Origin of the sequence: Kitasatospora sp. NBC_00458 (genome assembly GCF_036013975.1) — a bacterium.
Taxonomy (GTDB): domain Bacteria; phylum Actinomycetota; class Actinomycetes; order Streptomycetales; family Streptomycetaceae; genus Kitasatospora.
Genome location: NZ_CP107904.1, coordinates 4,599,423 through 4,620,198, shown reverse-complemented (window position 1 = coordinate 4,620,198; position 20,776 = coordinate 4,599,423). Strand labels below are relative to the sequence as shown.

The 20,776-nt window shown below is 73.0% G+C and carries 14 protein-coding genes and 1 tRNA gene; 9 read left to right on the top strand and 6 right to left on the bottom strand.

What is annotated here, in order from left to right; genetic code table 11:
* Positions 1 to 3: 3 nt before the first annotated feature.
* The 3 genes from OG550_RS18995 to OG550_RS18985 all read right to left on the bottom strand — a co-directional run bounded on the left by OG550_RS18995 (position 4) and on the right by OG550_RS18985 (position 3,333).
* Entirely contained in the window at positions 4 to 1,275 is a 1,272-nt protein-coding gene (locus OG550_RS18995; RefSeq protein ID WP_442906025.1) for an HTTM domain-containing protein, read from the bottom strand.
* A complete protein-coding gene (locus OG550_RS18990; protein WP_327679102.1) occupies positions 1,272 to 1,994 on the bottom strand; it encodes a DUF5819 family protein in 723 nt (240 codons plus the stop codon). Before OG550_RS18990 ends, OG550_RS18995 begins: the two co-directional genes overlap by 4 nt.
* Positions 1,995 to 2,166: 172 nt before the next feature.
* Complete coding sequence (locus tag OG550_RS18985; protein WP_327679099.1) at positions 2,167 to 3,333, bottom strand: rhodanese-like domain-containing protein; 1,167 nt, start codon at positions 3,331 to 3,333, stop codon at positions 2,167 to 2,169.
* Between the two features lie 265 nt (positions 3,334 to 3,598).
* Between OG550_RS18985 and OG550_RS18980 the strand changes: the two genes are divergently transcribed.
* Positions 3,599 to 6,403 carry a SpoIIE family protein phosphatase gene (locus OG550_RS18980; RefSeq protein WP_327679097.1) on the top strand — a complete coding sequence of 935 codons (2,805 nt, stop codon included), beginning with the start codon at positions 3,599 to 3,601 and terminating at the stop codon, positions 6,401 to 6,403.
* Between the two features lie 9 nt (positions 6,404 to 6,412).
* Here OG550_RS18980 and OG550_RS18975 read toward each other — a convergent pair whose 3' ends face one another.
* Both OG550_RS18975 and OG550_RS18970 read right to left on the bottom strand, forming a co-directional pair.
* Complete coding sequence (locus OG550_RS18975; RefSeq protein WP_327679095.1) at positions 6,413 to 7,105, bottom strand: hypothetical protein; 693 nt, start codon at positions 7,103 to 7,105, stop codon at positions 6,413 to 6,415.
* 285 nt (positions 7,106 to 7,390) lie between these two features.
* A complete protein-coding gene (locus OG550_RS18970; RefSeq protein ID WP_442906024.1) occupies positions 7,391 to 9,217 on the bottom strand; it encodes a phosphatidylglycerol lysyltransferase domain-containing protein in 1,827 nt (608 codons plus the stop codon).
* 324 nt (positions 9,218 to 9,541) lie between these two features.
* Here OG550_RS18970 and OG550_RS18965 point away from each other — a divergent pair, with 324 nt between their 5' ends.
* On the top strand, positions 9,542 to 10,192 hold the full coding sequence (locus tag OG550_RS18965; RefSeq protein WP_327683978.1) for a response regulator transcription factor: 651 nt from the start codon (positions 9,542 to 9,544) through the stop codon (positions 10,190 to 10,192).
* Positions 10,189 to 11,328 (top strand): sensor histidine kinase, encoded by a 1,140-nt coding sequence (locus OG550_RS18960; protein WP_327679093.1) that lies wholly within the window; start codon positions 10,189 to 10,191, stop codon positions 11,326 to 11,328. The genes OG550_RS18965 and OG550_RS18960 overlap by 4 nt, the downstream gene beginning before the upstream one ends.
* Before the next feature lie 169 nt (positions 11,329 to 11,497).
* Here OG550_RS18960 and OG550_RS18955 read toward each other — a convergent pair.
* Positions 11,498 to 11,581: transfer RNA gene (locus tag OG550_RS18955), tRNA-Leu, on the bottom strand.
* Between the two features lie 416 nt (positions 11,582 to 11,997).
* Between OG550_RS18955 and OG550_RS18950 the strand changes: the two genes are divergently transcribed.
* The 6 genes from OG550_RS18950 (at position 11,998) to pknB (ending at position 20,757) form a co-directional block, all read left to right on the top strand.
* The gene (locus OG550_RS18950; protein WP_327679091.1) at positions 11,998 to 12,888 is read left to right on the top strand and encodes a DUF3662 and FHA domain-containing protein; all 891 of its coding nucleotides are present in this window, start codon (positions 11,998 to 12,000) and stop codon (positions 12,886 to 12,888) included.
* A gap of 46 nt (positions 12,889 to 12,934) precedes the next feature.
* Complete coding sequence (locus tag OG550_RS18945) at positions 12,935 to 13,468, top strand: FHA domain-containing protein FhaB/FipA (RefSeq protein ID WP_327679090.1); 534 nt, start codon at positions 12,935 to 12,937, stop codon at positions 13,466 to 13,468.
* A 53-nt stretch (positions 13,469 to 13,521) separates the two neighbouring features.
* Positions 13,522 to 15,219 (top strand): PP2C family protein-serine/threonine phosphatase, encoded by a 1,698-nt coding sequence (locus tag OG550_RS18940; RefSeq protein ID WP_327679088.1) that lies wholly within the window; start codon positions 13,522 to 13,524, stop codon positions 15,217 to 15,219.
* A 132-nt stretch (positions 15,220 to 15,351) separates the two neighbouring features.
* Complete coding sequence (locus OG550_RS18935; RefSeq protein ID WP_327679086.1) at positions 15,352 to 16,836, top strand: FtsW/RodA/SpoVE family cell cycle protein; 1,485 nt, start codon at positions 15,352 to 15,354, stop codon at positions 16,834 to 16,836.
* Positions 16,833 to 18,290 (top strand): peptidoglycan D,D-transpeptidase FtsI family protein, encoded by a 1,458-nt coding sequence (locus OG550_RS18930; protein ID WP_327679084.1) that lies wholly within the window; start codon positions 16,833 to 16,835, stop codon positions 18,288 to 18,290. Before OG550_RS18935 ends, OG550_RS18930 begins: the two co-directional genes overlap by 4 nt.
* 316 nt (positions 18,291 to 18,606) lie before the next feature.
* Positions 18,607 to 20,757, top strand: coding sequence for a Stk1 family PASTA domain-containing Ser/Thr kinase (gene pknB / locus OG550_RS18925; RefSeq protein ID WP_327679082.1), 2,151 nt, complete (start codon positions 18,607 to 18,609; stop codon positions 20,755 to 20,757).
* The last annotated feature ends 19 nt before the right edge of the window (positions 20,758 to 20,776 follow it).

The following is a 20,776-nucleotide window of genomic DNA, read 5'->3' as shown; positions in this document are numbered from 1 at the left end:
CGGTCAGCTTAGGGGAGTGGTGCCCCGCTCCCCGCCAGGGACCCGGCCCGCCCGGCCCACCCGGCGGACCGGCCGGCCCACCCGTTCCCCCACCCAGAGCAGCGCCGCCGTCGGCAGGAAGACCGCGTCCGCCGCGATCATCGCCAGCGAGAACACCGGCAGCCCGAGCAGCACCGCGATCCCCAGGTGCTCGGCCATCATCACCACCAGCAGGGCGTTCTTGACCCGTCGGCTGACCAGCGTGAACGGGAACGCCACCTGCAGCAGCACCGTCCCGTAGGTGATCAGGAAGACCGGCAGCAGCATCGAGCCGACCAGCCCGGACAGCCCCGGCCACGGCGTGAAGTAGTCCAGGTGGAGCGGGTAGTAGAGCGCGGTGCCGTCCTGCCAGCGCGAACCCTGCACCTTGTACCAGCCCGCCGTGGCGTAGATCAGCACCACCTCGGCGGCGATCACCAGCATCGCGCAGTTGTGCACCATGGTCGCCAGCGCGTCCAGCACCGCGCGCGTCTCACCGTCCGGCGCCAGCCGGCCGGCCAGCCACCAGAGCCCGGCCACCGCCCAGAGCGCCCAGAACACCGGCCCCCATCCGACGTACGGGAACGCCGCGGTCGTCCAGGCCAGGCTGTCACCGGAGAAACCGCCCAGCTGGCAGACCAGCAGCAGCGCGCCGAGCAGCGTCCAGAGTGGCACCCCGGTCCGCCCGGGCCCCTCCCGCCGGGCGTCCAGCGACCAGACCTCCGCGCACCGGGTGAAGACCAGGTAGACCGCCATCAGGTGGACGACGTTGTCGCCGCCGTCACCGAGGAAGACGTTGCGGTTCTGCAGCGAGAGCACCGTCACCAGGAACAGCACCGTGGCCGCCCTGGTCCGCCAGCCGAGCACCACCGCCAGCGCGGCCAGCACCGCCAGGTGGTAGACCAGCTCGAACCAGGGCCGCCCGCCGAACCAGGGCAGCACGGTCAGCGCCCCGTTGTCGGCCAGCAGCCGCTCCGCCAGCCCCATCGACCAGGGCGAGGTGTCGCCGTACAGCAGCCGCCGGTTGGGCCACTCCCGGAGCAGGTACACCAGCCAGACCAGCCCGAAGCCGATCCGCACCGTCGCCGCCTGGTACCGCCCGAGCACCCGTCCGGTGAACACCGCGAACGCCCGGGCGGCGAGCTCCGCCGGACCGGTCCGGCGCGGCCCCGGCGCGGCCGCGGGCGGCGTCCCGGGCTGCCGGGGGATCCCGTCGAGCAGCCGCTCCCCGGCCCCGGCCGGCGCGGACCCGCTCACCCGAGCCCCCGGAGGTCCTCGTCGGCCACCGGCCACCAGGGCAGCTCCCGGACCTTGGGCGCGGGCGGCGCCGCCTCCTCGCTCCACTCCGGCGGCGGGACGGTCGTCGTGGTCACCCGCAGGGCGACCTCCAGCACCGTCCGTCCGTCCACGCTCCGGCCCACCCGCTGCAGCGCGATCCGCTTCAGGTACTCCTCGGCGAGGCTGCCGCGCGGATTGACGAGCGACTCGTCCTGGGCGCTGTGCGAGCCGTCGTAGAAGTCCCAGGCCCGGCGGAGCATGTTCTGGTCGGCGTGGCTGGGCGCCGGGTTGCCCCGTATCGCGGCGAGGTCCCGGGCGGTCAGTCCGACCCAGTCGTGGGTCCGGACGCCGCCGTCGTCCGTGGCCGTCCGCACCCGGGCGTCCACCGTGACGTTCTGCTGGAGCGGGTTCGGCGCGAACAGCTTCCAGTTCTGCTCGAACTCCGGGTAGATCAGCCCGTCGACCTGGTCCCGGTACTCGCGGGAGACCGAGTTGGCGGGCGCCACGTGCAGGAAGACCGCGCCCAGGAAGAGCCCGGTGGAGGCGGTCAGCACCACGGCGGCCACCCCGAGGACGGTCCGCGCGGGCGCCGACCAGGCCCGGCGGTCGGGCGGCGGGTCCGTACGCTCGGCACCCTCGGTGCCCACGGCACCCTCGGTGCCCGCAGCGCTCTCGGTGCTCTCGGCGCTCTCGGCCATGAACTCCCCCGGGGAAGGGTCGGGCCGGCACCGCACCGGCCCGGTCGCGCGCCCATCCTGCCCTACTCCCCCGAACAGCGGGATCCGCCCGGGCCCCCGGAATCAGCGGGGCGCGTCCGGCACCGGCGGCGGGGGGCACCGTCACCGGCCCGCCCCGTCCCCCGGTCGACCGCTACAGGACGAAGGCCTGCTGCCCGCCGCTGCTCACCATCGGACGGCCCGCGCCGTCCCACGCGTACATGCCGCCGTCGACGTTGACCGCGTCCCGGCCGTTCTGCACCAGGTACTGGACGACCTGCGCGGAGCGCCCGCCGACCCGGCAGAGCACGTACAGCTTCGCGTCCGGCAGCTCGCCGATCCGCGCCACCACCTCGCCGATCGGGATGTGCAGCGCGCCGTCCACGTGCCCGGCCTCCCACTCGTCCTGCTCACGGACGTCCAGCAGGGCGGCGTCGGCGGGCACGGCGGCGGCGTCGATGGTGGGGATCTGCGCGAACATCGTCTGGTTCTCCTGGGCTTCGGAATCGGCACCGTCATTGTCCCCCACCGGGGGCGCACCGCCGATCAGCCGCTCCAGCTCGGCCTGCTGGGCGGCCGCCTTCGCCAGCAGCTGCTCGGCCAGTTCCTCCAGCAGCCGGTCCGGGTCCTGCGGGGCGAGCGCCAGCAGCTCGCCCATCGCGGTCCGCTCCAGCCTGACCTGCTCGGCGGCGAGCTCGCCGATCCGGCCGGTGAGCCACTCCAGCCTGCGCCGCAGCCAGCCGAGCCGGTCGGGGGAGTCGAGGGCCGGCGCCGCCTCGGGGGCGGTGGACCACTCGGCGGCCAGCGTCTCCAGCGCACCGGTGTCGCCGTACGCGTAGGCCTCGTTGACCCGGACCAGGAAGGCGGCCCGGCGCTCCTGCTCGGCCGGGTCGGTGGAGAGGTCCGGGTGGGCCCTGCGGACCAGGTCCCGGTAGACCCGCTGGGCGTCCCGGCCGGGCCGCACCCGGGCGGGGGCGGCGGGCGGCGGCGGGGCGTCCTCCTGCTCCCGGACGATGTCGAACAGTGCGTCCAGGTCGGGGAGTTCGTCCACCCGGCGGCGCGCTTCGGCGGCCGTCCTGAGGTCGTCCGGGTGCCCGGTGAGGGCCGCCACGGCCTCGGCGACCAGGGCGTCCAGCTCGTCCAGCCGGGTGTACAGCGGGCCGAGCAGCTGGTGGTGGATCAGCGCGAAGTTGTCGATCTCGACCCGCAGGGTCTGCACGTCGACGTCCATGGTGAGCCAGGCGAGCTCCGAGGCGGCGACCCGCTCCTCCAGCTCCTGCTGCTCCGGATCCGTCCAGCGGACGGGGCTCTGCGCGGTCATGGTCGCCTCCGTCTCGTCCTGGGTCGTCCCGGGTCGTCCCGGTCCCGTCCTGCGACCCTACCCCCCGCGCGCACCCCGCCGACGGGGTGGACGGGGAGTGCGAACCGGCGCGCGCCCCACGACACGCAACTGATACCGAGGAATCTCCTCGTTTCGCTATCGAGTCGCGGCCCGTCCGTGCTTCGCTGGTATCCGCACAGCATGCCTTCCTCCGGAGAATCGGCCGTCTCCAGGCGTGGCGGCCAGGCGGGAGCAGACCGAATCCATGGTGGACGAGCCCAACTCCACATCGCGTCCGGCGGGCACCGGAACGGAGCCCGGCACCGCACCGGGTGACCAGCCGTCAGGCGTGGTCGCCCTGGTCCGGCTCGCCCTCGTGCTGGTCGACCGGACCGGCCGGGTCGCCCAGTGGAACCGGGCCGCCGAAGAGCTCTTCGGACACCGCGCGGAGGTCGTCCACGACCGTCCGGCCGCCGGCCTGCTGCCCGCCGCCGAACCCCGCAGCGTCCCCGCTCCGGCCGGGTCCGGCGCCCCCGCGGTCCGCCGCCGGGACGCCTTCGACACCCTCGCCGAGCTCACCTCCGCCGGAGCCGCCTGGGCCGGACAGCTGCCCGTGGTCGACCGCGAGGAGCGGCTCCGCGACGTGCTCTGGTGGGCCTACCCGGTCGACGGACCGGCCGGCGGACTGCTGGCCCTCGCCGCCGACGCCCGCCCGCTGCGCTCGGCGGGCCCGCGGCTGGCGCTCGGTGAGCGGCTGCTGCCGTTCGCCGCCGCCCCCGGCGCCCGCGGCGGGTTCCACCGGCTCTCCGCCGCGCTGACCGCCCCCGGCCGGCCGGTCCCCGAACCGTTCGCCGCGCTGCTGCCCGGATCGTCCGAGCGGCGCGCGGCGCTGCTGGACGCGCTGTCCCGGGGCGGCCTGCCGGCCCTGCGGCCCGACCCGACCAGCGTGCTGCCGGTCCGTCCCGCCGACCCGGCGGCCGGCACCGCGCACGCCGCCGCCGGGATCGGACGGCGCTACCCGACCGCCCAGCAGCGGGCCACCCGGCTCGGCCCGCCGCCGCAGCCCGAACAGTCCACCCGGGGCCGCCGCCCGGCCGGCCCGCTGCCCGGCCAGCGCGAGGCCGCCGCCACGGCCGCCGGCGCACCGGCCGGCCCGGCCCAGGCCGGCACCGCACAGGCCGGCACCGCACAGACCACCGCCGTGCCGGCCACCGGCACCACCGTCCCGGCACCGCCGAGAGGAGGCACCGCCATCGAGCAGAGCACCGTCGAGTCGACCGCCCACGGACGCCGGCTCCACCCGGGCGAGCCCGCCGCACCGCCCGCCGCACCCACCCCGGTCCCCTCCGCCGGCCCGGCCCCCGCGGCCCCGGCCGGCCGGTTCGGCCCGTTCCTCACCAACGGCCACGCGGGCGAGCAGCTGGCCCTGCTCAACGAGGTCGGCGGCAAGGTCGGCACCACCCTCGACCTCGGCTTCACCGCCCACGAGCTCTGCCAGGTGCTCGTCCCCCGGGTCGCCGACTTCGCCTGCGTCGACCTGGTCGACGGGCTGATCTCCGACTCCGAACTGCCCGCGGCCCGTCCGGACGACGACACGATGCTCCGCAGGGTCGCGCTGGCCTGCAACGAGTCGGTCGGCCAGTGGGACCACGTGCTCGCCGAGGGCTCACTGGTCGCCATGCCCCGCCGCACCCCGCCCGGCATGGCCCTCCAGCTCAACCAGCCGGTGCTGGTCCCGGTGGTCACCCGGGACGTCGCGGTCGACTACGCCGCCGCGCTCGGCGGCCCCAGGCTCGCCTCGGTGGTCTCCGGCCGCTCCATGCTGGTGGTCCCGCTCTCCGCCCGCGGCACCGTGCTCGGCATCCTCAAGCTGCTCCGGCTGCCCGACCGCGACCCCTTCGACGAGGGGGACGCCGCCACCCTCAAGGAGCTGGCCGCCCGGGCCGCGCTCTCCCTCGACAACGCCCGGCTGCACCGCGCCGAGTCCCGGGTCGCCACCACCCTCCAACGCTCGATGATCCCGACCCGGCCACCGCAGATCCCCGGTGTCCAGATCGCCCACCGCTACCTGCCCGGCGACTCCCGGGCCGAGGTCGGCGGCGACTGGTTCGACGCGATCCAGCTGCCCGGCAGCCGGGTCGCCCTGGTGGTCGGCGACGTGATGGGCCACGGCCTGCACTCGGCCGCCGCGATGGGCCGCTTCCGCACCGCGATGCAGACCCTGGCCGCCCTCGACCTGCCGCCCGGCCAGCTGCTGCGGCACCTGGACAACCTCGCCCACAAGCTCGGCGACGACCACCTCGCCACCTGCCTGTACGCGGTCTACGACCCGATCAACCGGACCTGCGAGCTGGCCAGCGCCGGCCACGTCCCGCCCGTCCTGGTGCACCCGGACGGCACCGGCGAGCTGCTGGAGATCCCGGCCGGCGCCCCGATCGGGGTCGGCGGCGTGCCCTTCGTCGCCAAGACCATCGACGTCTCGGACGGCTCCATGCTGGTGCTCTGCACCGACGGCCTGGTCGAGGTCAGGGGCGGCGACATAGGGGCCGGGCTGGCCGCGCTCTGCGGCAACCTGATCGACCCCCGGCAGAGCCCCGAACAGGCCTGCGACGTGGTGCTGGACCGACTGCACTCGGACGACCGCAAGGACGACGTCGCCCTGCTGGTCGCCCGCTTCGACGGGGTGGCCCCGACCGAGGTCGCCACCTGGGACCTCACCGTCGACGACCGCGAGGTCCGCCGGGCCCGCGCCCTGGTCCGCGAGCAGCTGGCCGGCTGGCACCTGGAGGCGCTCAGCGACACCACCGAGCTGCTGGTCAGCGAACTGGTGACGAACGCCGTCCGGGTCGCCCGGGACCGCGTCCAGCTCCAGCTGATCCGGGTGGACAAGCTGCTGGTCGAGGTCAGCGACGACAACCACAACCTGCCGTCGCTGGAGCCCGCCGAACAGCTCGGCGAGACCGGCCGCGGCCTGACCCTGGTCACCAAGCTCGCCGAACGCTGGGGCACCGCCCGCAAGGCGGTCGGCAAGGTCGTCTGGTTCGAGCTCCCGCTGCCGCCGTCCTTCTGAGACCGTCCCCTAGGGGACGGCCCGGACCGGCGCCCGGCGGCGGGCCTCCGAGGCGACCTCGATCGAGGCGGCCGCGGCCACCGCGGCCGCCGCCCCGACCCCGGCCAGCACCCGCGGCCAGAAGTCCCCGAACACCTCCACCGAGACGGCGATCAGCAGCGCCGCGATCACCGCGACCACGTGCTCCAGACCCGCCAGGTTCGGCAGGACGACCGCCTCGCCGACCATCAGCGTCACCACCAGCCCGGCGGTGAACCAGGCCCGGCTGCGGAAGGCGATGCAGATCGCCAGCGCCACCACGGCCGCCGACGGACCGGTGTCCCGCACGTGCGCGACCCACTTCGGGAAGCCGAAGACGTGGTCCGGTCCGATCGCCACCCCGACCCGGGCGAACAGCGTCCCGGCCAGGGTGCAGGTGTAGGCCACCACCAGGGTCAGCCGCCGCCCGAGCACGATCTCGGCGATGCCGAAGACCACGAAGACCTGCGCCAGCGCCCCCCAGACCGGCAGGTCCAGGGCCGGCACGTACAGCGACAGCGGCGTGCGCAGCAGCGAGACCTCCAGCGGCAGCGCGGCCTTCACCACCCCGATCTGGGTGACGATCCGCTCCCCGCCCGGCAGGTGCTGGACGATGCTGAACAGCAGGATCAGGCAGGTCGCCGCGGTGGCCAGCGGAACGGCTGCGAACTTCCTGCGCGCCACCCGTTCCCGGACAATCCGGAACAGCGTTCCCCACTCGGCGACAGCGGCCTCTCTGGCAATAGCCACCGGCCCCTTTCGCACGCCCCCCGCGTGGGTCCTCTGATTCACAGCCGTCTCTCCAAATCCCCGTAGCCGCGAGCTCTTTCCCGGCTACCCCAACATTAGAAGCCGGTCAGGGAATCCACATCGGCATGAATGTGGATCGAGGTCATCCTCAGGGGGGAGAGCTCACCCCGAAATCCCCCCATCCGGACGTCCGGCCCCCTCCGCCCCCCGGCGGAGGGACTACCCCTTCCCGTCCCGCGCCGCCACCGGCTCCCGGGGCTCCGCGACGGCGGTCCCCACGTGCCGGCGACGGAACAGGGCGGGCAGACTCGGCGCGGTGATGAAGCCCTCGGCCCGGGCACTGGCGATGCCGATCCGCGGAATCTCGCTGCTCTTCTCGAACAGCAGATAACGCGGCTCCCAGATCGGCCGGTACTTGGCGTTGGCCCGGTACAGGGATTCGATCTGCCACCAGCGCGAGAAGAAGCCCAGAACGGAGCGCCAGAGCCGCAGCACCGGACCGGCGCCGAGCTTGGATCCCCGCTCGAAAACCGAGCGGAACATCGCGAAGTTCAGCGAGACCCGGGCCAGGTTCACCTCTCGGGCACGCTGCAGGAGTTCGATCACCATGAACTCCATCAGGCCGTTCTCGGTGTCCCGGGCCCGGCGCATGAGGTCCAGCGAGAGCCCGTCCGCACCCCACGGCACGAAGCTCAGCAGCGCCTTCAGCTCACCGTCGCCGTCGTGGCACTCCAGCATCACGCAGCGGCCGTCGCCCGGGTCCCCCAGCCGGCCCAGCGCCATCGAGAAGCCGCGCTCGGTCGCGCCGTCCCGCCACTGGTCGGCCTTGGCGACCAGCTCGGCCATCTCGGACTCGGGGATCTCCTCGTGCCGCCGGATCCGGACGGTGTACCCGGCCCGCTTGACCCGGTTGTACGCCTGCCGCACCACCCGCATCGCGCGGCCGTCCAGCGAGAACTCGTCCAGCTCGACGATCGCCTCGTCGCCCAGCTCCAGCGCGTCCAGCCCGTGCCGGGCGTAGATCACCCCGGCCTCCTCGGAGGCCCCCATCACGGCGGGGGCCCAGGCGTGCTCACGGGCCTCGGACAGCCAGGCGTCGATCGCCCCCGGCCAGGCCTCGGGGTCGCCGATCGGGTCGCCGGAGGCCAGCGAGACCCCGCCGACCACCCGGTAGGTGACCGCCGCCTTGCCGCTGGGCGAGAACACCACCGCCTTGTCGCGGCGCAGCGCGAAGTAGCCCAGCGAGTCCCGGTCGCCCTGCCGGTCCAGCAGCCCCCGCAGCCGCTCCTCGTCCTCCGCCGTCAGCAGCTCCTTGTCCCGCGGGCTGCGGAAGGCGACGTAGAGCACCAGCAGGAAGAGCAGCGCGCCCATCGCGTTGATGACCGCGTTCACCCAGGTCGGGGCGTCGATCACGGAGCGCAGGTGCTCGGACGGCGTGACGGTGACCATCCGGCCGACCGAGTACCGGAACATGTCCCAGAAGCCGGCGCCGTCGAGGTCGTTGGTCAGGGCGACCAGCGCCGCGCCGACCACCCCGCCGAAGCCCAGGCCGGCCACGAAGGTGGCCGCCGCCGTCTTCGGGTTGGAGCGGTCGCCCTTGGAGGTGAACTCCTTCCGGCCGACCAGCAGCGCCAGCACGAACAGGCAGGTCAGGACGGTGGAGACGTAGTTCAGCGGGTGCTCGTCGAACCCCTCGCCGGGCAGTGCCATGGCGGCCAGGTAGAGCAGCGCGAACAGTCCGGCGAGCGCGGTGTTGAAGATCCACGCGGCCCGCTTGCGCCGCCGCATCGCGATCGCCAGGAAGACCGACAGCACCGCGCTGCTCAGGCCGGCCGTCATCAGGTACGGAGTGAAGTACTCGCCCTCGTTGTGCGTCTCGACCTGGTCCCGGAACGGCACCAGCAGTACGGTGACCAGGTTCAGCAGGGCCAGCAGGCGCAGGTACCAGACCGTCGCCGCGGCGGCCCGCGGGCGCCAGCGCTCCAGCGGACCGGGCCGGGACCCGGAGGCGGACGTGGACGGCTCCGGTTTCACAGTGGACGACACAGCTCAATTCCAAACGATCAGGTGGTGGGGCGCATCCGCACGCGGCCCGACGCCGGGCACCCGCACAGGCCCGACGGACTCGCCGGCCGCCCGCCTCCGGCCGGCAGGCCGATTGAGCGGCAGCCAACTCAATGGTTCCCCACCGCAGCTGAGAATCGCGTGAACCAGGCAGGCGATTCACACCCCCGCCGAACGGCGGGGGTCCCGACCAGGCCGAACCGCCGTCCGGGCCCCCTCAGGCCCTACCCTCGAATCCAGTCATGCGGACCGGCCCGGTCCCGTCCGCCGAACCGAGGAGGGACCATCACCACCACCCGCGTGCTGATCGTGGACGACGAGATCCTGGTCAGGTCCGGCCTCGGCCTGATCGTCGGATCCGCCCCCGACCTGGAGGTGGTCGGCGACTGCTCCGGCGGACAGGCCGAGGAGTACGTCCACCGGCTGCGCCCGCACGTGGTGCTGCTCGACATCCGGATGCCCGACCTGGACGGCATCTCGGTGCTCCGCCGGCTGCGGGCGCTGCCCGACCCGCCGGCCGTGGCGATGCTCACCACCTTCGACACCGACGAGTACATCGGCACCGCGCTGCGGGCCGGCGCGTCCGGGTTCCTGCTCAAGGACACCGCCCCGGACCAGCTGGTGCACGCCGTCCGGGTGCTCGCGGCCGGCGGCAACATCCTCTCGCCGACCGTGACCCGGACGGTGATCGGCGGCTACGTCGACGGCGGCGGCCCGGACGCCGAGGCGGCGACCCTGGCCCGCACCCTGACCAGCCGGGAGCTGGACGTGCTGGCCCTGCTCGGCGAGGGCCTGTCCAACGCCGAGATCGCCGACCGGCTCTTCCTCGGGACCGGCACCGTGAAGGACCACATCAGCGCGATCCTCGGCAAGCTCAGCGCCTCCAACCGGGTCCAGGCCGCGGTGATCGCCCACCGGGCCGGCCTGGTCCGGCCCAGGCCGAGCAACGGGGCATGAGCGACCCCTCTCCCGGCAGACGGCTCCCGGACCGGTTCACCGCCCCCTGGCTGATGCTGCTGCTGCCGGCGCTCTACTCCCTCGTCGACGCCGCCCTGGTCGCCCGGGGCGCCCCCCTGTGGCAGACCCTGCTCTCGGTGCTGGCCGCCGTCGCCCTCCTCTGGCGGCGGCGCTTCCCGGTCACCGTCCTGCTGCTGGTCATGCCGGGCAGCTACCTCGACGACATCTGGCTCGCCCCGATCACGGCCGTCTACACGGTGGCGGCCGAGCGCCCCAGCCCCCGGGTGGTGGTGCCCTGCGCCACCCTGTTCACCCTGGTCGAGTTCTTCCACTGGCCGGTGTACGAGCAGACCTTCGAGCTCAGCCGGGACACCGCCCTCTACGCGATCCAGTGCGTGATGCTGGCGGCCGGACCGGCCGCCACCGGCCTGCTCTCCCGGACCAGGCGCGAGCTGGCGGGCCGACTGGACGAGCTGACCCGGGGCCAGGAGCGGGAGAGCCGGCTGCTCGCCGAGCGGGTGCTGAGCGACGAGCGGGGCCGGCTGGCCCGGGAGATGCACGACGTGGTCTCGCACCAGGTCAGCCTGATCAGCATCCAGGCCGGCGCGCTCCAGGTCTCCACCCCCGACCCGGCCGCGGTGACCACCGCCCGCACCATCCGCGAGCTCTCCGTCCGCACCCTGGAGGAGCTGCGGCAGATGGTCGGGGTGCTGCGGGCCGGCGGACCGCGGATCGACACCCCGCTGGCCCCGCAGCCCCGGCTGGCCGACCTGCCCCGGCTGATCGAGGAGAGCGGGCTGGCCGCCGACGCCGAGCTGGCCCCCGGCGACCGCCCCTGGCCGGAGGCGGTCGAGCGGGCCGCGTACCGAACCGTCCAGGAGGCGCTCACCAACATCACCAAGTACGCGCCGGACGCCGCGGTGCACGTGCGGGTCAGGGCCCGGGGCCGCAGGCTGCGGGTGGAGGTCCGCAACGACGCCCCGCCGGTCCGGCCCGCCCAGACCCTGCCGGGCGGCGGCCACGGCCTGGTCGGCCTGCGCGAGCGCGCCCAGCTGCTCGGCGGCTCGCTCGCCGCCGGCCCCACCACGGACGGCGGCTTCGAGGTCCGCGCCGACCTCCCGGCCAGCCGGAACTGACCTGCCCCGGACGTCCTCGGCCCCGTGCCCCCGCGGGCGGGGGTCCGGGCCGGAGGGGCCCCGGAGTGCCGACCGTCGGGGCCGGGTCGCGGAGGCCGGGAGGCACGAGGGGAGCGAGGGGGGAGAACGAGAAAGCCCCGCAGATCCGAAGATCTGCGGGGCTTCGCTGTGCGCGAGGGGGGAGTTGAACCCCCACGCCCTTTCGGGCACTGGAACCTGAATCCAGCGCGTCTGCCTATTCCGCCACCCGCGCATGGGTGTTTGTCGTGGTTGCCAGCCGATCAGCCGACCCACTCGGTACCATGTGGCCCTTGCGGTTCTTCGATCCGGCCCCCTTGCGGGTGCCCCTTCCGACGTGGAAAACAGTAGCACGACCTGCGGGCCGCCTCCGAATCCGTTCCCCCGGGAGGCCGGGCGCATCCGAACGGATGCCCGGCGAACAGGCGAGCGAGGGATGGCGGCCCCCTCGGGCGGGTAGCCCTGGCATGCTGCCGCCCGCATGCGTCACCCTGTGTGTCCGAGCCCACCCCCGGGCACCACGTGCTCCGGGAACCGTACGGATGGCCCCGGCGTGGATACGATCAGTACGGAAGTACCGCAAGTAGGCGCGACCGGCTCCCCCGGATCCGGTCGGCAGGCAGGCGAACGAACCCTGGAAGGGGGTGCCCCATGGGAGTGCTGAAGAAGTTCGAGCAGCGACTCGAGGGTCTCGTCAACGGCACCTTCGCCAAGGTGTTCAAATCCGAGGTCCAGCCCGTGGAGATCGCCGGAGCGCTGCAGCGCGAGTGCGACAACAACGCGAGCATCTGGAACCGCGAGCGCACCGTCGTGCCCAACGACTTCATCGTCGAGCTGAGCCCGCACGACTTCGAACGGCTGAGCCCCTACTCCGGGCAGCTGGGCACCGAGCTGTCCGGCATGGTCCGCGAGTACGCCGAGGCCCAGCGGTACAGCTTCATGGGACCGCTCCAGGTGAACCTGGAGAAGGCCGACGACCTGGACACCGGCCTGTACCGGGTGCGCAGCCGCACCCTCGCGGCCGAGGAGCTCCCGCCGCCGCCCCAGCAGCAGCAGGCGCCCGCGCAGCCCACCCAGGGCGGCGGCTACGGGCGGCCGCCGGCCGCCCCGGCGCCCGGCGCACCCTGGCAGCAGCAACAGCAGGGCGGCGCCCCGTACGGCGCGCCGCCGCCGCCCGCCGCGCCCCCGGCCTCGCCTTCCGGGCCGCCCGCCCCGGCCGGAGGCAACGTGCGCCCGTTCCCGGGCGCCGGCCACGGCACGTCGGTGCGCCGCTGGATCGAGGTGAACGGTGCCCGGCACCAGATCACCGGGAACGCCTGCGTGCTCGGCCGCTCCACGGAGGCGGACGTCCGCATCGACGACCCCGGGGTCTCCCGGAAGCACGCCGAGATCCGGCCCGGTACCCCCTCGATGGTGCTCGACCTGGGCTCCACCAACGGCATCGTGGTGGACGGACAGCACACCCAGCGCGCTACGCTCCGCGACGGCTCTCGAATCGTCGTGGGCTCCACCACCATCGTCTACCGACAGGTCGAAGGGTAGTGTCCGATTTGTTCGCTCGCTTCGCTCACTCACGGGCGGGCCGGCCATGTCAGAACTGACCCTGACGGTCATGCGGCTGGGCTTCCTGGCCGTGCTGTGGCTGTTCGTGATCGTCGCGGTCCAGGTGATCCGCAGCGACCTGTTCGGGACCAGGGTGAACCCCCGCGCGTCCCGCCGGGGCGCCGCCGCCCCCGCGGCCGGCACCACGACCCCCGCGCCCGGACGCCCCGCGCAGGCCCAGCCCTCCGGCGGTCCGCAGACCCAGGGCGGCGGGCGCCGTCGCGGCGCACCGACCCAGCTCGTCGTGGTCCAGGGCTCACTGGCCGGGACCACCGTCGCGCTCCAGGGCCAGACCATCACCCTGGGCCGGGCCCATGACTCCACCATCGTGCTGGACGACGACTACGCGTCCTCCCGGCATGCCAGGATCTATCCCGACCAGACTGGGCAGTGGACGGTCGAGGATCTAGGCTCCACCAACGGCACCTATCTGGACCGTCAGCGCCTGACCGCGCCGACCCCGCTCCAGCCTGGCATGCCGATCCGTATCGGCAGGACCGTCATCGAACTGCGGAAGTAGTAGCGCATGAGGGACAGCATCCCGTCCATGACCCAGAGGGGGGCACAGGTCGCATGACCCTGGTGCTGCGCTTCGCCGCCGGCTCCCACAAGGGACTGATCCGGGAGGGGAACGAGGACTCCGGCTATGCCGGCCCGCGGCTGCTGGCCGTGGCCGACGGCATGGGCGGCGCGGCGGCCGGCGAGGTCGCTTCCTCCGAGGTGCTCGGCTCGATCGTCCGGCTGGACGAGGACGTGCCCGGCGCCGACCTGCTGACCCTGCTCGGTGACGCGGTCCAGGGCGCCAACGACCGGCTCCGCCAGATGGTCGAGGAGGACCCGCAGCTCGAAGGCATGGGCTGCACCCTCACCGCGATGCTCTGGACCGGGCAGCGGATGGGCCTGGTCCACGTCGGCGACTCCCGCGCCTACCTGCTGCGCGACGGTTCGCTGGTGCAGATCACCCAGGACCACACCTGGGTGCAGCGGCTGGTCGACGAGGGCCGGATCACCCCCGAGGAGGCCGAGACCCACCCGCAGCGGTCGCTGCTGATGCGGGCGCTGGACGGCCGCGGCCAGGTCGAGCCGGACCTGTCGATCCGCGAGGTCCGGGCCGGCGACCGCTACCTGATCTGCTCCGACGGCCTCTCCGGTCCGGTCAGCCACCAGACCCTCCAGGACACCCTCGGCAGCTACTACTCGCCCGAGCAGACCGTGCAGGAGCTGATCCAGCTCGCCCTGCGCGGCGGCGGCCCGGACAACATCACCTGCATCGTGGCGGACGTCCTCGACGTGGGTGCCACGGACACCATGAGCGGCCAGTTCACCGACGTCCCGGTGGTCGTCGGCGCGGTCGCCGAGACCCCGCCGTCCTCGACCGCCGCCGACCAGTCGATCCGCGACACCCCGGCCGGCCGCGCCGCCGGGCTCGGCCGCGGCCCGCAGGGCGCGTTCGGCCCGGCCGCCGGTTACGACGCCGGCCACCCGGGCGGCGGGCCGGGCGGCTTCGGCCCGGCCGAGGGCTACCCGGAGGGCTACGCCCCCGGCGAACCCGCCGCCTACGGCGCCGAGGGCTTCGACGACGGCGAGCCGCCGGCCAAGCGCAGGAACCGGGCGCTGACCTTCTCGCTGATCGGCCTGGTCACCCTGGGCCTGCTCGGCGCGGGCGGCTTCTTCGGCTACCAGTGGACCCAGAGCCAGTACTACGTCGGCGCCGAGGGGGACCACGTCGCGGTCTACCGGGGCGTCAACCAGAGCCTGGCCGGACTGAGCCTCTCCTCGGTGCACACCCCGTACAAGGAGATCGAGCTCAAGTACCTGCCGCAGGACCAGCAGACCCACGTCACCAACACCATCTCGGCGAGCAGCCTCGGCGACGCCGACGACAAGGTGAAGAAGCTGGGCGAGCAGGCCGCGCTCTGCCGCAAGGTCGCCGACGCCCGGACCGCCGCCGCGTCCGGGCAGACCGCGCCGGCCGCTCCGCCGACGGTCCCCGCCTCGGCCGCCGGCGGAGCCGCCGGGACGGCCCTGCAGGCCGGGTTCGTGACGGCCACCACGCCGCCGAGCCCGTCCGCGACCGGCCGGGCCCCCGCCGCGGGCGTACCCACGACGACCCCGACCCCGAGCACCCCGACCCCGAGCGCTCCGGCACCCGGCACGCCGTCCGCGGCCGTGCCCAGCCAGAGCGCCGCCGCCCCGGCCGCCCCGCAGGGCGAGCTGCCCGGCCTGAGCGACGAGGAGCGGCAGCGGGCCGACTCCTGCCCGAAGCCGTGACGGCCGCGACCCGACATAGGCCCGCCCCGCGCGGGCCCGCCGGCCGGCTGGGAGCGGCCACCACGTGAGCGAGCAGACCATCGAGAGACGTGCCCGGGTGACCGCCCCCGCCGAGTGGACCGAGGCGGGAGCATGAGCACCTTCGACCTGAGCAGTGATGCGAACAACCGGTCCGACGGACGCCAGGCCGGCGGCGTACCCGCCGACCGCGCGTCCTCGCGGCGCCGGGGCAACACCACGATCTCGCCGCAGGGCACACCGAACCGGCGCAACACCGAGCTGGCGCTGCTCGCCTTCGCGGTGGTGCTGCCGGTCCTGGCCTACGCCAACGTGGGCCTGGCGATGGACGACAAGCTGCCCACCGGCATGCTCGGCTACGGCCTCGGCATGGGGGCGCTCGCCCTGATCGCCCACCTGCTGATGCGGAAGTTCGCGCCGTACGCGGACCCGCTGATGCTGCCCATCGCCACCCTGCTCAACGGGCTCGGCCTGGTGATGATCTGGCGGCTCGACAAGGCCGGGCCGCTGCTGCACAAGAACTTCGCGGCGGCGCCCAACCAGCTCATGTGGTCGGGCCTCGGGATCGCGCTCTTCATCGTGGTGATGGTGTTCCTGAAGGACCACCGCGTCCTCCAGCGCTACACCTACATCTCGATGGCGGTGGCCCTGGTGCTGCTCGCCGCGCCCGCCTTCTTCCCGGCGCGCAAGGAGGACTTCGGGGCCAAGATCTGGATCCGGATGGGTGCCTTCTCGATCCAGCCGGGCGAGTTCGCCAAGATCATCCTGACCGTCTTCTTCGCCGGCTACCTGATGGTCAAGCGGGACGCCCTGGCCCTGGCCAGCCGCCGCTTCATGGGCCTCTACCTGCCGCGCGGCCGCGACCTCGGCCCGATCATCGTGATCTGGCTGCTCAGCCTGCTGATCCTGGTCTTCGAGAACGACCTCGGCTCGTCGTTCCTGTACTTCGGCCTCTTCGTGGTGATGCTGTACGTCGCCACCGAGCGCACCAGCTGGATCATCTTCGGCCTGCTGATGTCGGTCGGCGGCGCCGTCGCGGTCGCCTCCACCACCAGCCACGTCAAGACCCGCATCGACGCCTGGCTCGACCCGATGGCCGCGTTCGCCCCCAAGCCCCCGGACGGCGCGACCGAGCAGATCGGCCAGTCGCTGATGGCGCTCGGCTCCGGCGGCGTGACCGGCTCCGGCCTCGGCCAGGGGCGTTCCTGGCTGATCGACTTCGCCGCCAAGAGCGACTTCATCCTCGGCTCCTTCGGCGAGGAACTGGGCCTCACCGGCATGATGGCGATCTTCATGCTCTACGCCCTGCTGATCCAGCGCGGCCTGCGCACCGCGATCGCCGCCCGCGACCCGTTCGGCAAGCTCTTCGCCGTCGGCCTCTCCTCGGCGATGGCGCTCCAGGTCTTCGTGGTGGCCGGCGGCGTCACCGGCCTGATCCCGCTGACCGGTATGACCATGCCGTTCCTCGCCCAGGGCGGGTCCTCGGTGGTCGCCAACTGGGCGCTGGTCGCGATCCTCCTGAAGATCAGCGACAGTGCCCGCCGACCGGGCGTGGAACCCGCTCCCGCCACCGAGCTCCAGGGGGGAGCAGCCGCGTGAACAAGCCGATCCGCCGGGTCTCGATCTTCTGCCTCGTCCTGATCCTGGCCCTCATGGTGCGCACCAACTGGGTGCAGGGCGTCCAGGCCGAGGCCTGGGCCACCAACAAGAACAACAAGCGCCAGGTCTACGACCGGTACGCCCACCCGCGCGGCAACATCATCGTGGACGGCCAGCCGGTCACCCAGTCCGCCTTCGTCAACGGCCTGCGCTACAAGTACAAGCGGTCCTGGGTCGACGGCCCGATGTACGCGCCGGTGACCGGCTACTCCTCGCAGGCCTTCGGGGCCAGCCAGTTGGAGCAGCTGGAGGACGGCATCCTCTCCGGCAGCGACGACCGGCTCTTCTTCCGCAACACCCTGGACATGCTGACCGGGGAGCCGAAGAAGGGCGGCGACGTCGTCACCACCATCAACGCCAAGGCCCAGAAGGCCGCGTTCGAGGGGCTCGGCAACAAGAAGGGCGCCGTGGTCGCGCTCGACCCGCGGACCGGCGCGATCCTGTCCCTGGTCTCCACCCCGTCCTACGACCCGGGTGTGTTCGCCGGCAACGAGCCCGCCGACAGCAAGGCCTGGACCGACCTCAACGCCGACCCGAACAAGCCGATGCTCAACCGCGCGCTGCGCGAGACCTACCCGCCCGGCTCGACGTTCAAGCTGGTCACCGCGGCGGCGGCGTTCGAGAACGGCCTGTACCAGAACATCGACGACACCACCGACACCCCGGACCCGTACATCCTGCCCGGCACCAAGACCGAGCTGAAGAACGAGTCCGAGTTCGAGAAGTGCGCGAACGCCACGCTGAAGTCCGGCATGGACCAGTCCTGCAACACGGTCTACGGCAAGCTCGGCGCGGACCTGGGCAAGGACAAGATGCGGGCGCAGGCCGAGAAGTTCGGCTTCAACAGCACCGTCGACACCCCGATCCGCTCCGAGAAGAGCGTCTTCCCGACCGGCTCCACCCCGGACGGCACGGCCCTGGACTCCATCGGCCAGCACGACACCCGGGCCACCCCGCTCCAGATGGCCATGGTGTCGGCGGCGATCGCCAACAACGGCTCGCTGATGCAGCCCTACCTCGTCCAGCAGGAGCGCTCCGCCTCGCTGACCGCCATCTCCCAGCACAGCGAGAAGCAGTTCTCGCAGCCGATCAGCCCGGCCACCGCGGCCAAGCTGCAGGAGATGATGGTCTCGGTGGTCGAGAACGGCACCGGCAAGAACGCCCGGATCCCCGGCCTGACGGTCGGCGGCAAGACCGGTACCGCCCAGCACGGCGAGGACAACGCGGGCCTGCCGTTCGCCTGGTTCACCTCCTACGCCAAGACGGCGGACGGCCGCTCGGTCGCGGTCGCGGTGGTGGTCGAGGACGGCTCCAACAACCGTGACGGCATCAGCGGCGGCCGGCTGGCCGCGCCCATCGCGAAGTCGGTGATGCAGGCGGTGCTCGGCAAGTAGTCCGACGCGCCGGGGCCCGGCGACGGGGTTCTCCCGGGCCGTCCGGGAGCACGGGAGGGGAGGTTCCGCGGGTGAGTGAAATGTCACGATCGGCACCCCTGTCCGGATACCGGTCTGGTATCGGCCTGCGGTCGACGCGGGTCCGGCACGGCGCGACCGGTAGCGTATCCGCAGCAGCGGGTGTACCCGTTGCCGCCCGCGAGGCGCCGCACGGTCCTGAACGCAGAACCATCCGGGGCCCGGGCGGCGTCACACGGAGCGTGCGGGGACACCTACGTCACAACCTCACCGGCGGGTGAGGGAGAGGGTCGGAACTATGGAAGAGCCTCGTCGCCTAGGCGGCAGGTACGAGCTCGGCGGCGTCCTGGGACGCGGCGGCATGGCCGAGGTGTACCTCGCCCATGACACCAGGCTCGGCCGTTCCGTCGCAGTGAAGACGCTCCGGGCCGACATGGCCCGGGATCCGTCGTTCCAGGCCCGCTTCCGTCGTGAGGCACAGTCTGCGGCGTCACTCAACCACCCCGCCATCGTCGCCGTCTACGACACCGGCGAGGACTACATCGACGGGATCTCCATCCCGTACATCGTGATGGAGTACGTCGAGGGGTCCACGCTGCGCGAGCTGCTGCACTCCGGGCGCCGGCTGCTGCCGGAGCGGGCGCTGGAGATGACCATCGGCATCCTCCAGGCCCTGGAGTACTCGCACCGCGCCGGCATCGTGCACCGTGACATCAAGCCCGCCAACGTCATGCTGACCCGGCAGGGCAACGTCAAGGTCATGGACTTCGGCATCGCCCGTGCGATGGGCGACGCCGGCATGACGATGACGCAGACCTCCGCCGTCATCGGCACCGCCCAGTACCTCTCCCCGGAGCAGGCCAAGGGCGAGCAGGTGGACGCCCGCTCCGACCTCTACTCCACCGGCTGCCTGCTCTACGAGCTGCTGACCGTCCGCCCCCCGTTCGTCGGCGACTCCCCGGTCGCGGTCGCGTACCAGCACGTCCGGGAGGAGGCGCAGCCGCCGTCCGTCTTCGACCCCGAGGTCCGCCCCGAGGTCGACGCGATCGTGCTCAAGGCGCTCGCCAAGGACCGCGACTACCGCTACCAGAGCGCCGACGAGATGCGCGACGACATCGAGCGCTTCCTCGACGGCCTGCCGGTGGCCGCCGCCCAGCAGGCCGCCGCCTACGGCATGGGCGCCGGGTACGGCTACGACCAGAACGGGTACCCGCAGCACGACCCGTACGGCCAGACCAACATGCTGCCGCAGCAGACCGCGGGCGGCCCGACCACGGTGCTCCCGCAGGCCGCCCCGGGCGGCTACCCGCAGCACCAGGCCCCCGGCTACGACGACGGCTACGGCCAGACCCACGCCGGTCCGCCCGGTGGCGGCAACGACGGCTACGACGACGGGTACGGCCGCGCGGGCCGGCGCGGCGAGGAGCCGCCGAAGAAGAGCAACACCTCCTGGATCGTGCTGGCGGTCGCCGCCGTCCTGGTCCTGGTCGGCACCTTCTTCGTCGCCCAGGCGATGTTCAGCAACAAGAGGACCGACACCCCGAGGGAGGCGCCGAAGGTCACGGCGCCGAGCCTGGTCGGCAGGAGCCTGACCGAGGCCAAGACGCTCGCCGCCCAGGCCGGTCCCAAGCTGGTGGTCACCGAGGGCGAGAAGGTCGCCTGCCCGGACACCAACGTGAAGAAGGACCAGGTCTGCACCCAGACCCCGGCGGCCGGCGAGCAGCTCGCCGAGGCCGGCACGATCACGGTGCAGCTCTCCTCCGGCCCGGCCAAGGCCACCGTGCCGAACGTGGTCGGCAAGACGAAGGAGCAGGCGACCAAGGCCCTGAACGACGCCGGGTTCACCAACGTCTCCGCCGACTACAAGGACGACGACAACGCTCCGCTGGAGCAGGTCATCGGCCAGGACCCGGCGGCCAACGCGGGTGCCGACCCGACCGCCCCGATCAAGCTCACGGTGTCGCAGGGCAAGGCCAAGGTCCCGGTGCCCAACGTGGTCGGCCAGCAGAAGGAGGCCGCGCAGGCCGCCCTGGAGGGCGCCGGGTTCCAGGTCGACGCCTCGAAGAGCACCCAGACCAACGACCCGGCCAAGGTCAACACGGTCGCCTCGCAGACGCCGGCGGCCAACAGCAAGGTGGCGGCCAACACCAAGGTGCAGCTGACCATCTACAAGGCCCCGGAGAAGGTCAGCGTCCCGCCGCTGCAGAACGTCCTGCTCAAGGACGCCATCAAGCAGCTCCAGACCCTCGGCCTGCAGTTCACCGTGGTGTCGGGCCCGCAGGACCCCAACTCGACGGTGATCCTCTCGAACCCGCAGGCCGGGACCCAGGTCGACCCGAACAGCTCGGTCGGCCTGATGACCAAGGCGGCCGACCCGCCCAAAGGGGGCGACACACCCACCGTCCCCGGGATCCCCGGACTCCCCACGCCCTCCAACACCAAAGGGTGACCCGACGACCAAGCCCTGG